Here is a 15,139-nt window from a genome sequence, read left to right as displayed (position 1 = left end):
GGCGGGGGCGGGGCGTGGCGGGGGCGCAGGTTGACGCATTGACCTGGGCTGATCAGAATGAGCGACGGAGTCAGGTAGGGCCGCCGGCACGAGGGCGACGAAGGCGGAGCAACCGCCGTCGAGGGTCGCCGGTGAGCCTGCGCGAGTGACACGTCCGCGTGACATGGGCCGTCGCGCACTGTCCGCGTACCCCTGAGGGACCGTGACGTGCGCGCGGCCGCCCGCCGGCGTCGTCACTGGACGGCGCCGGACCTCCGAAGTGGAGCTCGAATGTTCCGTCCCCAAGCTCTCGGCGGCGCGCTCACCGCGCTCGTCACCGTCGCGGCCGGCGTGTTCATCGCCGCCGCCAGCACCAGCCCGGCCGTTGCCGCTGGCACCGGTACCGGTTATCTGCACACCAGCGGCAACCAGATCGTGGACAGCACCGGTGCCACGGTCCGGTTGACCGGCATCAACTGGTTCGGCATGGAGACCGACAACAAGACCTTCCACGGGTTGTGGTCGAACAACCCGTGGAAGGGGCAGCTCGACACGATGGCCCGGCTGGGTTACAACACGCTGCGGGTGCCGTACTCGAACGACGCGCTGAAGCCCGGCGCGACGGCCAGTGGGATCAACGACTTCGTCAACCCGGACCTGATCGGGCTGTCGCCGTTGCAGATCCTGGACAAGGTGATCGACTACGCCGGCAGCAAGGGCATGCGGATCATCCTGGACCGGCACCGGCCGACGGCGGCCGGGCAGTCGCCGCTCTGGTACACCTCGACGGTCTCCGAGGCGACCTGGGTCAACGACTGGAAGATGCTCGCCCAGCGGTACGCGGGCAACCCGACGGTGATCGGCGCCGACCTGCACAACGAGCCGCACGCGGAGGGCACCAACCCGGCGGCCACCGGCGCGTGCTGGGGCTGCGGCGACACCACCCGGGACTGGCGGCTCGCCGCCGAGCGGGCCGGAAACGCCATCCTCGGCGTCCAGCCCAACTGGTTGATCTTCGTCGAGGGGGTGAGCTGCCCCAGCGGTGGTCTCTCCAACGTCTGGGACAACGACCCGAGCAACGACGAGGACTGCGGCTGGTGGGGCGGCAACCTGTCGAAGGCGGGGCAGTTCCCGGTACGGCTGAACGTGGCGAACCGGCTGGTCTACTCGCCGCACGAGTACGCGACCTCGGTGTACCGGCAGACCTGGTTCGACGCCCCGGACTACCCGGCGAACATGCCGGCCATCTGGGACAGGTACTTCGGTTACCTCTACAAGCAGAACATCGCCCCGATCATGATGGGCGAGTTCGGCAGCACCCTTGTCGATCCGAAGGACAAGGTGTGGTTGGAGAAGTTGATGGCGTACACCGGGACCGGGGTGACCGGAATGTCCTTCACCTACTGGTCGTGGAACCCGAACTCGGGTGACACCGGCGGTATCGCGCTGGACGACTGGACCACTATCAACACCGCCAAGCAGGCGATCCTGCAGCCGTACCTGATCGCGCCGTCGGGTGGCACGGGTGGGCCTACCGGTGGCCCGACCGGTGGCCCGACGGACCCGCCGCCCGGCGCCTGCACGGCCACGTACCGGCAGGTGAACGCCTGGCAGGGCGGCTTCCAGGGTGAGTTGACGGTGAAGAACACCGGCTCGGGCGCGGTGAACCCGTGGTCGGTCACCTGGAGTTGGCCGTCCGGGGTGACGCTGGGCAGTGGCTGGAACGCCACCGTCACGCAGTCCGGCACGACGGTCACCGCCGCCGCGCCGAGTCACGCCCCGTCGCTGCCGGCGGGCGGGTCGGTCACCGTGGGCTTCACCGCCAACGGCACGGCCAGCGCGCCGGGCACCGTGAAACTCAACGGCACCAACTGCTGAAGCACCCGGGACGGCCGGTGCGTACCCGCATCGGCCGTCCCGGCCATTTACATCAAGGTTCTTCTATGCTTTCATCAGGAAAGCGCTTGCCTCTTCGTCGGTGGGCGCGAGCGCGGGAGCCGCTTTCCTTCACGAACCTGCACTGGCGGGCCCGAGGACCACTGGTCCCGGCCGAGACTCGCCGCCCACGGGCATGGGCGTCGCGACACCTCCGTCCGCCTCACCGAAAGGAAGCAGCATGCGCACAGCACGCCGTCGAACGACGCTGATCGCCACCACGGCCGCAGCGACCGCCGCCCTCGTCACCGCCGGGCTGCTGACCTCCGTGTCCGCCCAGGCGGCCGCCGGCTGCCAGGTGGCGTACTCGGTCGCCAGCCAGTGGCCGGGCGGATTCACCGGAAACGTCACCGTCACCAACCTCGGCGACCCGATCTCCGGGTGGACGCTGCGCTGGTCGTACGGGGCCGGTCAGCAGGTCAGCCAGGCGTGGGGCGCCACCGCCACGCAGAGCGGCAGCCAGGTCTCCGCGACCAACGTCGACTACAACGGCAACCTGGCGACCAACGGCAGCGCCACGTTCGGCTTCAACGCCAGCTGGAACAACTCCAGCAACCCGGCGCCGAGCAGCTTCACCCTGAACAACGTCGCCTGCACCGGCAGCACCACACCGACCACCCCACCGCCGACCACCCCGCCACCGTCGAGCACTCCCCCGCCCGGCCAGCAGCCGTCGGCCCTGGTCGGCTGGGCCACCCAGAACGGCGGCACCACCGGCGGTGGCAACGCCGGCACCACCACCGTCAGCAACGCGTCGGGCCTGACCAGCGCGCTGAACGCCACCGGCGCCGCGGTGATCCGGGTGACCGGGACCATCACCTGCTCCGGCATGCTGCGGGTCCGGTCCAACAAGACCATCCTCGGCAACTACGGCGCGACGATCGTCGGCTGCGGGTTCAACATCAGCGGTGACCGCAACGTGATCATCCGCAACCTGACCTTCCGCAACTGGAACGACGACGCGATCAACGTGCAGGAGTCGGCCACCAACATCTGGATCGACCACAACAGCTTCAGCAACGGCTACGACGGCGCGGTCGACATCAAGCGCGGCTCGGACTTCGTCACCGTCTCGTGGAACCGGGTCTTCAGCCACGACAAGACCATGCTGCTCGGGCACAGCGACGACAACGCCGGCCAGGACGTCGGCCACCTGCGGGTCAGCTACCACCACAACTGGTTCGACGGCAGCAACCAACGCAACCCCCGGGTGCGCTTCGGCAACCCGGTGCACGTGTACAACAACTACTACCGGGCCAACGGCGGCTACGGCGTCGCATCCACCGAGAACGCGGGTGTGCTCGTCGAGGGCAACTACTTCGAGAACGTCGACGACCCGTACCACCGTGGTGAGGGCGACTCCGGGCCCGGCAGCCTGGTCGCCCGCAACAACCACTTCGTCAACTCGCCCACCGGCCAGGCCGGCGGCAGCGTGGCCAGCATCCCGTACCCGTACCAGCTGGACACCGCGAGCAACGTCAAGTCCATCGTGACGGCGGGCGCCGGCGCCGGCAAGATCACCGTCTGACCGGGGAAGGGCCCCTCGACGAGGGGCCCTTCCGTGCGGTCAGTGCGCGGCGCAGCCCGCGGTGGGCGCGGGCGCGACCGGCGGCGCGCCGATCGTCGGCAGACCGAGCAGCACCCCGGGGGTACGCGGCGAGCGACCCGCCTCGGCCGCGTCGCCGGCCCGGGTACGCCGGTGCGCCACCGGCGCCCCGTCGGCGTTCAGGTGGTGCGGTGCCGCGTACGTGACGGTGGTGTGCACGATGTCGCCCGGCCGGATCTGACCAGCGAGGGACTCCCCGCCGGGGCCCTCGGTGGCGAAGTGCACCAGCCGACCGTCGCGGGCCCGACCGGACATCCGACCGGTCCGCTCGTCCTTACGGCCCTCGCCGACCGCCACCAGCACCTCGACGGTCTCCCCGACGAGGCGCTTGTTCTCCGCCCAGGTGATCTCCTCGACGCAGGCGACCAGCCGTTCGTAGCGCTCCTGCACGACCTGCTTGGGCAACTGGTCGTCCATTGTCGCGGCGGGGGTGCCGGGCCGCTTCGAGTACTGGAAGGTGAAGGCCGAGGAGAACCGTGCCTCGCGGACCACGTCCAGGGTGCGCTGGAAGTCGGCCTCGGTCTCACCGGGGAAGCCGACGATGATGTCGGTGGTGATCGCCGCGTCCGGCATCGCCGCCCGGACCTTCTCGATGATCCCCAGGTAGCGCTCGGAGCGGTAGGACCGGCGCATCGCCTTGAGCACGTCGTCGGAGCCGGACTGCAACGGCATGTGCAGCGAGTGGCACACGTTCGGCGTCTCGGCCATCGCGGCGATCACGTCGTCGGTGAAGTCCTTCGGGTGCGGGCTGGTGAACCGGACCCGCTCCAGGCCGTCGATGTCGCCACAGGCCCGCAGCAGCTTGCCGAACGCGTACCGGTCGCCGAACTCGACACCGTAGGAGTTGACGTTCTGCCCGAGCAGGGTCACCTCCAGCACGCCCTCGTCGACCAGGGCGCGCACCTCGGAGAGGATGTCGCCGGGGCGTCGGTCCTTCTCCTTGCCGCGCAGCGCGGGCACGATGCAGAACGTGCAGGTGTTGTTGCAGCCCACCGAGATCGACACCCAGCCGGCGTAGGTGGACTCGCGGCGGGTGGGCAGCGTGGACGGGAAGACGTCCAGGGACTCGAGGATCTCCACCTCGGCGGCGGCGTTGTGCCGGGCCCGCTCCAGCAGCACCGGCAGCGCGCCGATGTTGTGGGTGCCGAAGACCACGTCCACCCAGGGCGCCTTGCGGACGATGTCGCCGCGGTCCTTCTGGGCCAGGCAGCCGCCGACAGCGATCTGCATCCCGGGGTGCTTGTCCTTCACCGGGCGCAGCCGACCGAGGTTGCCGTAGAGCCGGTTGTCAGCGTTCTCCCGGACGGCGCAGGTGTTGAAGACGACGATGTCCGGGGTGTCGTCGGTCGGCACGGCGCGCACGTAACCGGCCTGTTCCAGCAGGCCGGAGATCCGTTCGGAATCGTGCACGTTCATCTGGCAGCCGTACGTCACGACGTTGTAGGTCCTAGCCACCCTCTTGGTGCCCCTTCCCCTCGGGCTACCAGGGTAGCGGCCCGTTCGGGTGCCCCAACCCACCGGCATTGACCCGCCGGCCCATAGCGGGCATCCACGACGGGCAGTACGCTGCACAGCAAGGATGTGTTCTGGGCGATTTCGGGGGCTTTGCACTCGGCGCCGACGATGCGCGGCTCCGTTCACGGGGGAGCACATGACGACCCGCGGGAGGCCAACCGTGACGCGACAAGAGGCGACACAGCGCATCGTCACGACCCCGGACGGCCGGCACCTCGCGGTGGAGACCTCGGGCTCACCGGACGGGCCGGCGGTCTTCCTGCTGCACGGCACCCCGGGCAGCCGCAGCGGCCCCCGACCCCGCGGCATCGTCGTCTACCGCCTCGGCGTGCACCTCGTCTGCTACGACCGCCCCGGGTACGGCGACTCCGATCGGCACGAGGGTCGACGGGTGGCCGACGCCGCCGCCGACGTGGCGGCGATCGCCGACGACCTCGGCATCGACCGGTTCGCCGTGGTGGGCCGATCCGGTGGCGGACCACACGCCCTGGCCTGCGCCGCGCTGCTGCCGGACCGGGTCACCCGGGCCGCCGTGCTGGTGGGGCTCGCCCCGGCCGGCGCACCCGACCTCGACTGGTACGCGGGCATGGCGGAATCGAACATCGAGGACTACGGGCAGGCCGACGAGGACCTGGCCGAGCTGACGCTCAACCTGAAGGTTCGCGCGGACGAGGCCCGCCGGGACCCGATGACGCTGCTGGACTTCCTGCGCCCCCAACTGCCCGACGAGGACATCCGGGTCGTCGACGACGTGGCGATCCGCCGACTGCTGACCGACATGTACTCCGAGGCGCTGCGCCACGGCCCGGAGGGATGGATCGACGACGTCCTGGCGATCCGGCGCGGCTGGGGGTTCGACCTGGGCGCCATCCGCGCGGAGGTCCGGCTCTGGCACGGCGAGCAGGACCGCTTCTCCCCCGTGGAGCACTCCCACTGGCTCGCCTCGCGGATCCCCCGCGCCGAGGTCCAGGTGCAGCCCGGCGCCGCGCACTTCGGGGCCGTGGAGATCCTCCCGCAGACCCTGGCCTGGCTGGCCACGCCGGACCTCGCGACCAGCCCGCACCTCTGAACGCCCGGCCGGCGGGCCCGGACACCGGACCCGCCCGCCCAACGACCCGGTCAGATGGTGTGCGGGTCGATCACCCGGACCACGAACCGCCGTTCGCGCAGGGTCCGCACGGTGGGATGCTCCACACCGATCACCTCGGCCAGCCGGTCCGCCACCACGCCGACGTCCTCGGTGGCCGGGCCGTCCCCGGCCCGCCGCGCCACCAGGGCGAGATCGCCGAGGCAGCGCAGCGTGTCCGGGTGGTCCGCACCGATCACCGTGGCCAGCCGGCCGGCGGTCTCCCGCAACCGGTCCCGCGCCGACTCCCAGTCACCCTCCTCGGCGAGGCACACCGCCTGGTTGACCTCCGCCGCGAGGGTGTGCGGGTGGTCCGGGCCGAGCACCTTGCGCAACTCGCCGACCGCCCGGGCCGCCGACGCGAGCGCGTCCGACCTGCGGCCCAGCGCACGCTCCGCCGCCGAGATGTTGCTCACCGTCGCCAGCACGTGCGGGTGCTCCGGGCCGAGCCGGAGCTGGTCCTCGAACGCCACGCGCACGGCGTTCATCTCGGCCAGCGCCCGAGCCGCGTCACCCACCGCCAACAGGTTCGCCGCGCGACTCGACCGGCACGCCACCGTGTCCGGGTTGTCCGGACCGAAGCGTTCGTCGAGTTCGCGGTAGGCCGTCTCGAACATCGGTGCCGCCTCGCTGCCCCGACCGGAGCTGCGCATCGACACCGCCAGGTTGACCTGGGCGGCGAGACTCTGGCCGTCATCCGGGCCGAGCACCTCGCAGTACGTGTCGTACACCGTGCGCAGCAGCGTGGCCGACCTCTCGTACTCGCCGGCTTCCCGCAGGTCACTGCCCAGCCGCAGGGCGGAGACCAGGGTGTACGGATGCGTGGGGCCGAGCACCAGCCGCCGCCGCTGATGCACCTCGTCGTCCCACCGACGGGCCGACCGGTAGTCACCGACCAGCCGGTACGAGACGGCGAGGTTGTTGGCCGCGCTCAACGTCCGGGGGTGGTCCTCGCCGAACACCTGCAACCACGACGCGTAGGTGGACCGGTCCCGTTCCAGGGCCTCGGCGTAACGGCCGAGCGCCCGCAGGTCACCACCGAGGCTGCCGGCCGTCATCAGGCTGTGCGGGTGCAGGGGGCCCAGCAGCCGGCGCTGGTCGGCCAGCACCGCCTCGTCCAGGTCCCGGGCCTCGTTGAACCGGCCCAGGCTGCGCAGGATGTTCGCCCGGTTGAACCGCAGGTGCAGCAACTGTCGGTGCAGCGCCGACGCCTCGGCCTCGTCGCGCGTGTCGCCGAGCCGGGCGATCCAGGTGTCGTCCACCTCCTGGCTGAACCCGTCGGCCTGGTTCAGGCCGCCGCGCTGCCACAGGTAACGGACCCGGTCGATCAGCAGCTGGCACACCGACTCGTCGGGGCAGGTCAACGCCTCGGAGACCTCCAGGTGCGGCCAGAGCATGCGCAACCGGGCCCAGGTGGTCGGGTCGTCCACGTCGCCCCGGGGCCGGGACGCGGCCAGCACCAGGTGCACCTGGTGTCGGGCGGCGGTGATCTCGTCCTCGGTCATCCGGTCGCGGACCACCGCCTGCAACAGCCGGTGCACCTGGACGCGACCGCCCTGGACGTCGAGTTTGAGCAGCGCCAGGCGGTTGATCTGCTGGACCAGGGCGCCACGCACGAGCCGCTCCGACACCGACGGGTCGAACGGGACCAGGGCCGCCGCCATCTCGTCGCTGTAGATGAGTTCGAGGGCGATCTCCGGGGCCAGCACCGAACAGAGCTGCAACAACCGGTACGCGGCGGGCGCCTGTTCGAGCAGCCGGTTCAGTGACAGGTCCCAGGTTGCCTCCACGGAGAGGGCGCTGGGGCCGTGCCGCTCGATCTGCCGCAGGTAGTCACCGACCGACGTGCCGGTGTCGGCCAGCCAGGCGCCCGCCGCAGCCACCGCGATCGGCAGGTCACCGAGCGCCTCGGCCACCCGGTCGGCCTCCTCGGCGCTGATCGTGGGCACCCGCTGGGCGAGGTGCGCCACGCTCTCGGTGCGGTCGAAGACGTCCACCTGGATCGGGTTCGCCCGGTCACCCCAGGCGCGGTTGCGGGAGGTCAGCAGGACGTGCCCGGGGCCCTGCGGCAGGAAGGGCTCGATCTGGTCGAGCTCCTCGGCGTTGTCCAGCACGACGAGCCACCGCTCGTACGGCTCACCACGGCCGAGCACCTGCAGCACCGACCGGACCGTGTCGGGCAGGGTGGGGCCGACGAGGATGCCGAGGCGACCGGCGAGGTCGGCGAGAGCGCTGTCGACGAACTGCGGCGGGTCCGCCACGATCCACCACACCACGTCGTACGCGGCTTTGAACCGGTGCACGTACTCCAGGGCCACCTGCGTCTTGCCGACGCCACCCATGCCCTGCAGGGCGACCGGCAGCACCACCGCGCTGCCCCCGCTCTGCAACTGCGCGCGCAGCCGCGCCAGGTCGTCCTCCCGGCCGGTGAACCGGGCGTTCCGGTTGGGCGCGTTGAAGATCAACGGCTCGGTGCCGGGGAAACGGGTCGCCCCACCGGCCGGCCCGTCCGCCGACGACGGCACCGGCCGGCCGACCAGCCGCAACACCCGCTCCACGGCGGTCGCCGCGCTCACGTTGACCAGGTTGGTGGAACTCTGCGACGGGAACTCCGCCAGCGGGCGCAGGTCGGCGACGTACACGGCCAGGGCCGTGGAGCCGGTGCTCGTGTCGCGGTCGGGCAGACCGCCCGACGGCGTCGCCACGTAGGCCGGCGAGACGACCGTCAGCGTGCGCGGGGCCGGCGTACCGGCGGACCCGACGGCGGCCGTGGGCTCCACCACCCGCAGCCCCGCCGAACTGAGCACCCGCTCCAGCCACTCGGCCCAGATGGCGTCCTCCGGCGCGTACCGGAGCACGATCTGGTCGTCGATCGCCTCGGTGCGTCGGCGGAACCGGGCCTTGCCCCGCTCCCGCACCGACTCGTCCATCACCGGCAGCGCGGTCACCGCCCCGTCGGTGAGGATCCCCGTCAACGTCTCGAACGCGGCCAGCAGCGACGTCGGCGAGCCCGGCGGATCACCGAACGTGGCGAGGGTCTCCTCGTACGCGTAGAACGGCCGGTACGGGACCTCCACCGCGGCCCAGTAGCGCCGCCGTTCCGCCTCGGTCATGCCGGCCGGCAGGCCGGCGAAGCGGCGCATGGCCAGCAGGCGACCCGCCTCGGCCCGCTCCTTCTCCGCCTGGTCGACCCGCATCGGCACCGGCAGCACCCGGATGTCGCGCCGCCGGTACCGGTCCCGGACCGAGTGCGCCACCCGGGCCGCGCCGTCGATGCCCTGGTCGCTGAGGGTGAAGCAGTCGACAAGGGTGTCCGGCAGGTGCAGGGTGCAGATGTCGGCGACGTCGCTCAACCCCGTCCGACTGTCGATCAGGGTGAAGTCGTACTGGCGTTTCATGTCCGCGCGCAGCGCCTCGAAGAACTGCGCCCCGCCCAGCCGGTTGTAGAAGTTGTCCCAGTCCAGGCCGCTCACCGAGACGGCGTAGTCGCTGTTCTGCCGGCCGGCGGAGAGGAAGTCGAGGCCACCGCCGTCGGGGAAGGTCCACCGCAACGAGAAGGCGTGCCGCCCGACCCGGGCGTACTGCTCCATCCAGCGGTCCGGCCGCTCGTTGACCCGGGTGGTCTCCCACTCGTAGTCGCGGATCATGTCGATCACGCCGCTGGTGCCCTGGATCGCCTCGGCGTCGAGGAACGGGTGGAAGAAGCGGTGCAGACCCGGCGACTCGAGGTCCCAGTCGGCGACGAGCACCCGCCGGCCGCTGGCCGCCAGGATCCAGGCGACGTTGGCCAGCGCCATCGTCCGGCCCGTTCCACCCTTGAACGAGTAGAAGGTGACGACCTGGCCTTCGCGATCGTTGTTCATCGGTCTTCTCCGTGGGGACGCGGTGGGGCCGGATCATCAGGCGGGGACGCGGGGTCGGTCGACACGATCGAGCCGGCCGCGGGCAGGCCGTCACGCAGACGCGGCACCGGCTCCGGCGGTGGTTCGAAGGGGACGACCGGGCCGTGCTTGAGGAACTGCCGGCGCGCCTCGGTGACCAGCGCCGGCATCAGGTCGACGAACTCCGGCATGCTGCAGGCGCGCTTCACCTGGGGCAGACCGGCGTCCTGCAGGAGCTGGGTCACCTCGGTGGCCCAGTGGGTGGCGTCCTGCGTGTCGTCGTCGTCGGTGACCACCAGCGGAACGACCCACTCCCGCAGGCCGTGCACCATCCGGGCGAGGACCCTGGCCGCGTCCGGGGCCGCCGCGATCCACGGGTCGACGAGCAGCACCGCCGGTCGCCGATCGAGCAGCGCCGAGGCCTGCGCGAAGTCCTCCGTCCGGGCCGACAGCCCGAGCCGCTCGGCGGTGCTGGCCGCGTACTCGGCGGCGGGCAGCTGCTGACTGCGCCCGTACGGCCGCCAGAGCCGGCCGCTGGCGGCGTAGCCGGCGGGGTCGCGATCGGTCGGCAGCCGGTCCCGGGTCGGGGCCAGGACGGCGACGACGAAGTCCGGGTCGGTCGGCGCCGGGCGGACCACCTCGTCCAGGCCGGGCGCTCGGGACGGGCCCATCGGTCGCCGCTCGGCGGTGTGCACGATCCGGCTCGCCAGCCGGCTCAGCAGCAGCTCGTACTGGGTCCGGTAGGAGGCCAGCATGCAGAACGCGCGCAGGCCGTCGGCGGCGTACTCCGGGACGTCGCGGCCCAGGTCGAGGGCGCCGTCCAGCTCCGGGTGGGCCTCCCACGGGGGGAACGGGATCCACAGCACCGGGGTGAGGTGCCCGGCGGTGAGCCGGGCCGGGCCGGCGGCGGCCAGCCGGGCCCGGAAGGACTCCTGCTCCCCCAGTGCCCAGGGGCGGCTGAAGTAGCCGGGTGAGTAGAGCGGGACGAAGACCTCGGCGTCACCGAGCGCCTCGGCGAGCGCGGCCTTCCAGTCGGCGCCCAACGGGATGTGCTGGTCGAAGAAGCCGATCCGCATCCCGGCGACCGGTCGTGCCTGACGCCGCACCTCGTCGGTCAGATCGGCGAAGAACTGGCCGACCCAGACGTCGGCGTCGGCCCGGGCGCCCGGCGGCGGCGCCGAGTGGGCGTAGCTCAGGAAGAAGTACGTCCCGCGCGCCCCCGACCGACGCCGGTCCGTCGGCGGGCTCACGCCGGCTCCTCGGCGAACCGGTTGCACAGCTCGTCCACGCTCGCCGGCACCCAGGGTTCGACCAGGTAGGACCGGTGGATGGCGACGATCCGCTGCGCGAGCCGCCAGACCACCGCCCGGTACGCGTTCTCCCACTGCATGGTCAGCAAGCCATAGACCCCGTCCCGCTGGTAGTGCACCGCGATGTCGGGATCCGGCATCGCGGTCGGGGAGAAGCGCTGGATGTCGCGGAGCACCTGAGGCAGTGCCGTGCCGTTCGTCGGCGACCAGGTGACCGGCACGATCGCCGTCTCGTGCACCGACGCGGAGCTGTGTCGCGGGGTGATCCGTCGGCGGGAGAACGCGTCCCACTCCCGACCACACCACTCGCTGCCGAGCAGCGCGCTGGACACCAACGGAACGAAGACCTGACAGGTGCCGGCGGCCTGCAGCAGCTCCGGGCTCCAGCGTTCGCCACCGGCGATGGAGGTGTCCAGAAAGCCGGCGTCCACTCCGGTCACCGGGCCGACCAGCTCGCTGACGTGGACGGAGAGGTCCTCGAAGAAACGGGAGACGTACTCGGCGGGTTTGCCGGTGGCCCGGCCGACCGGCGCCCGCGAATAGCTGATGAAGAAGAGCGGGGCGCGCGCTCCGGAGGGTGCGTCCACTGTGCTCACCGCTGCCCCTCCGCCCTCCCCACGCGGCCGGAACATCAGCGTAGTCCCCGCGTCAACGCCGCACCGCCAACCGGTTCGCGGCGAACCAGACAGTCGCGAAGTCGACAGCGGCCCGCGCCGGCAGCAGACGGGCGTCGGCCCGCCCCACCCGACCGTGGCGCACCAACGGCGTCCCGTCGAGCGCGGCACCCACCTTCGGGAAGTCCCGGTCGTCCAGGTCGAGAGCCCGGAAGTCGAGGCGGACCCGCTGCCCGTCGACGAGCCGGAAACAGTGGTAGTCGCGCTCGGGCGGCGGCACCGGCAGCCGGTACTCGGCCAGGTGCAGGGCGCTGCACGCCTCGTAGCCGAGGCCGAGCAGCAGGATCTGCCCGTCCGCCGCGTAGAGGCCGCCGATCGGTGAGCGTTCCCCCAGGTGGCAGGTGAGGTCGTGACCGTCGGTGAGCTGCCGGGCCCGGGGGCCGAGCGCGGCGAACGAGGTCTGCGGATGGTCGCTGCGCACGGCCCCGGGGGTGCACCGGACGTACTCGGCGAGCACACCCATCCGTTGCGAGGGGGTGGTCCGCCGGTCCCAGCCCGGCAACGCCGCCTCGTACCGCTCGCGCTGCGCCCGGTCCATGCCCGCGGTGGCCGCCAGGTGGGCGCGGGAGGTGGTCGAGTTGCCGTCGGTCTGGGTGGGCACCAGCAGCGTCCCGGCCGGGCCGAGGACGTCGCGCAGCGCGCCGGCGAGGGTCGCGGGGCCGCGCTCCAGCGGGCCCACCCGCCGCAGGCCACAGTGCACCAGCAGGCACACCCCCGGGCGTACGCCCAGCGCCCGCAGGTCGTCGGCGAGGCGGGAGCGGCCCAGGCGGGGCGATGGCTGCTCATCCGGACCCGACACGGGTCTCCTCCAGCGCGTGGCGCAGCTGGCCGACGAACCGCTCGCCCGCCGCCGTGAGCGACCGGCTGGCCAGCAGCGCCTCGACGCCGTCCCGGGTCCACGCCCGGAAGTGGGCCGCGTGCGCCGACGCGTCCGGATCGTCGGTGTCCGCCCGGGACCGCCAGACCTGGGTGACGGCGAGGTGGGCGTACACGCCCTGCAGGACGCCCTCCGGTGGTCGCGGGTCAGGGCGCCAGGGCACCCGGATCCGGGTGCCCTGGCCGGGTTCGACAAGGTCGTACAGGTCGAGCACCGCGCCCAGCTTCGCGTGCTGCCACTCGTGCACGAGCAGCACCGCCATCGTCTCCGGGTCGGGATGCGGGGTGACGGCGACCGCGCCGAACGCGTGCCGGGCGGTCGCGCTGCGCAGCGGTCGCGCCGGGTCGGGGGCCAGCGGAACGACGGCACGCAGACCGCCGTCGAGCGCCGCCGCGTGCGCCGGCACGTCCCGCTGCACGACCCGCCAGGCGTCGGTCAGGGTACGGCCCAACGCCCGCGCGGCCGGAGCCTCCAGGCGAGGTTCCACCGGCTGGCCGTAGCAGTCGCGGTACGGGTCACCGTCCTCAAGGAGCAACCGGCCGCCGGGCACCGGCACGTCGCGGGTCGGCAGCCAACCGGTCGTCGGCGGCGCCAGCGGATCGAGGGACACCGTCCGCTCGACCGACCCGACCCGGGCCTGGAACCCGCCGGGCCCGACGGTCACCTCGGCGCTCTCCCCCGGGCCGGGCAGCACCAGGTCGCCGAGCGTGGGCACCGTGATCGCGCCGGCCCGCAGCGGGACGCGCACCGTGGCCGGGACGCCGGCCCGCAGGGCCGCCGCGACGGCGAGGGCCGGCAGTGGGTCGAGTGCCACGCCGAGGCCGGGCAGGGCCGCCGGGTCGAGGCGGTGCACCAGCGCGGGCCGGACGAAGGGGTGCGCCAGGACCGCCTGGACGGCGTCCGGGGCCGCCTGGTCGAGGTGCACGAGCAGGTCCCAGGCGGCAGTGCTGCCGAACCGCTCCCGGCAGGCCGCCAACAGCGCCCGGGTGATGGAGAGCTGGGTGGCGGCGAGCAGCGCGAGCGTCGACGTCGACCCGTGCCCGGTGGCCAGGTCGTCGAGCAGCTCGTCGACGGGCGCGGTGGCGGACCATTCGCCCGACGCGGGCGGGGTGGGCGGCGGGTGGGCGTCCACCGCGTCGATCAGGGCGAGCAGGTCGGGGCAGTACACCGAGGGGTTGTCGAAGCCGGAGCCGGTGCGCCAGCGGTGGGCGTACAGGCCGCCGCCGCACCTGTCGACCACCGGGCAGGCCCGGCAGGTCGCGCAGAGCCCGTCGACGCCGTCCTGCCGGACCGCGACCCCGGGATGCCGCACGACCTCGTCCACCGGATGGTCGAACACGTCGAGCCCGGTGCCGGCTGCGCCGTGGTACGCGGTCTTCAGCGAGTCGACCTGCTCCCAGGCGCCGTCCGTCTCGATGACCAGCACGTCGGCCGGCGCGAGACCGAACGCCTCGGTGCCGCCGCCACCGGGGCGCAGCGCCTCGAACATGCGGATCGACACCGCCCGCCCGTCGTCCACCCACCGTCGGTGGATCCGCCCCAGCCACCGCGCGTACGGGGTGGGGTCGGGCCCGGGGCGAAGCGGGGGGTGGTCCCAGGTGGCGTGTGGCAGCAGCAGGTCGACCCGGGGCGGGCGCTCGGCCAGCAGCGCCTCGTACACCCGGTCGGGATCGTTGCGGACGTCGACGGTGCAGAGGATGCCGGCGTAGCTGGCGCGGTGTTCCGGCCGCCGGAGCAGGGCCAGTGCCCGCCGGACCAGGTCGTGGCTGCTGCCACCGTGGGCGAAGACCCGGTGCCGGTCGTTGGCGGCACGGTCACCGTCGAACGACACCCCGACCCGCACGTCGTACTCGACGAAGAGCCGGCACAGCTCCTCGTCGAGCAACACGCCGTTGGTCTGCAGGCGCAGGTCCAGCCGGGCCCAGGGGGTGATCGCCGTGCGCAGCTCGGCCAGCACCTCGCGCAACCCGGCGGCGCCCAACAGCAGCGGCTCACCCCCGTGCAGCACCACGTGCACGACCGGCACCCCGTGCTCGCGGGCGTGCTCGGCGATGCGCCGTGCGGCGCGCCGGACCGTGGCCGGCGGCATTCGCGCCGGGCGGCCACGCCAGGTCTGGTCGGCGTGCTGGTAGATGTAGCAGTGGTCGCAGCTGAGGTCACACCGGCTGTGCACCTTCAGCACGAACTGGCTGATCCGCCGGCAGGATCCACCCACTCCGGGTGGACCGCACCGGCA

Annotated in this window: 9 protein-coding genes; 3 read left to right on the top strand and 6 right to left on the bottom strand. The window is 72.5% G+C overall.

The features are described 5' to 3' along the window. Positions 1-270 precede the first annotated feature (270 nt). Together QCZ28_RS13935 and QCZ28_RS13930 are read left to right on the top strand one after the other, a co-directional pair. Positions 271-1,857: a cellulase family glycosylhydrolase gene (locus QCZ28_RS13935; RefSeq protein WP_279517038.1), complete on the top strand. Its 1,587-nt coding sequence runs from the start codon at positions 271-273 to the stop codon at positions 1,855-1,857. Between the two features lie 238 nt (positions 1,858-2,095). Further along, on the top strand, positions 2,096-3,442 hold the full coding sequence (locus QCZ28_RS13930) for a cellulose binding domain-containing protein (RefSeq protein WP_279517037.1): 1,347 nt from the start codon (positions 2,096-2,098) through the stop codon (positions 3,440-3,442). Between the two features lie 39 nt (positions 3,443-3,481). Here the strand turns inward: QCZ28_RS13930 and miaB are convergent, their stop codons facing one another. Continuing rightward, positions 3,482-4,975: a tRNA (N6-isopentenyl adenosine(37)-C2)-methylthiotransferase MiaB gene (gene miaB, locus QCZ28_RS13925; protein WP_279517036.1), complete on the bottom strand. Its 1,494-nt coding sequence runs from the start codon at positions 4,973-4,975 to the stop codon at positions 3,482-3,484. 220 nt (positions 4,976-5,195) lie between these two features. Here miaB and QCZ28_RS13920 point away from each other — a divergent pair, with 220 nt between their 5' ends. Next, positions 5,196-6,104, top strand: coding sequence for an alpha/beta hydrolase (locus QCZ28_RS13920; protein ID WP_279517035.1), 909 nt, complete (start codon positions 5,196-5,198; stop codon positions 6,102-6,104). A 50-nt stretch (positions 6,105-6,154) separates the two neighbouring features. Here QCZ28_RS13920 and fxsT read toward each other — a convergent pair whose 3' ends face one another. From fxsT to QCZ28_RS13895, 5 genes are read right to left on the bottom strand one after another with little or no spacing between them, the layout of a single operon-like run. After that, the gene (gene fxsT / locus QCZ28_RS13915; protein ID WP_279517034.1) at positions 6,155-10,024 is read right to left on the bottom strand and encodes an FxSxx-COOH system tetratricopeptide repeat protein; all 3,870 of its coding nucleotides are present in this window, start codon (positions 10,022-10,024) and stop codon (positions 6,155-6,157) included. Next, entirely contained in the window at positions 10,021-11,292 is a 1,272-nt protein-coding gene (locus QCZ28_RS13910) for a TIR-like protein FxsC (RefSeq protein WP_279517033.1), read from the bottom strand. The genes fxsT and QCZ28_RS13910 overlap by 4 nt, the downstream gene beginning before the upstream one ends. Further along, positions 11,289-11,948: a TIR-like protein FxsC gene (locus tag QCZ28_RS13905; RefSeq protein WP_279517032.1), complete on the bottom strand. Its 660-nt coding sequence runs from the start codon at positions 11,946-11,948 to the stop codon at positions 11,289-11,291. Before QCZ28_RS13905 ends, QCZ28_RS13910 begins: the two co-directional genes overlap by 4 nt. A 52-nt stretch (positions 11,949-12,000) precedes the next feature. Continuing rightward, complete coding sequence (locus QCZ28_RS13900) at positions 12,001-12,825, bottom strand: AAC(3) family N-acetyltransferase (protein WP_279517031.1); 825 nt, start codon at positions 12,823-12,825, stop codon at positions 12,001-12,003. Next, a complete protein-coding gene (locus QCZ28_RS13895; protein WP_279517030.1) occupies positions 12,809-15,085 on the bottom strand; it encodes an FxsB family cyclophane-forming radical SAM/SPASM peptide maturase in 2,277 nt (758 codons plus the stop codon). Before QCZ28_RS13895 ends, QCZ28_RS13900 begins: the two co-directional genes overlap by 17 nt. Between the last annotated feature and the right edge of the window lie 54 nt (positions 15,086-15,139).

Source organism: Micromonospora sp. DH14, from assembly GCF_029809455.1.
Classification (GTDB): domain Bacteria; phylum Actinomycetota; class Actinomycetes; order Mycobacteriales; family Micromonosporaceae; genus Micromonospora; species Micromonospora parva.
This window is presented reverse-complemented; position numbering and strand designations above follow the sequence as displayed.

Coding starts and splice junctions, on each gene's coding strand:
- fxsT (WP_279517034.1), bottom strand. CDS start 10,024: ATGAACAACGATCGCGAAGGCCAGGTCGTCACCTTCTACTCGTTCAAG.
- QCZ28_RS13935 (WP_279517038.1), top strand. CDS start 271: ATGTTCCGTCCCCAAGCTCTCGGCGGCGCGCTCACCGCGCTCGTCACC.
- QCZ28_RS13930 (WP_279517037.1), top strand. CDS start 2,096: ATGCGCACAGCACGCCGTCGAACGACGCTGATCGCCACCACGGCCGCA.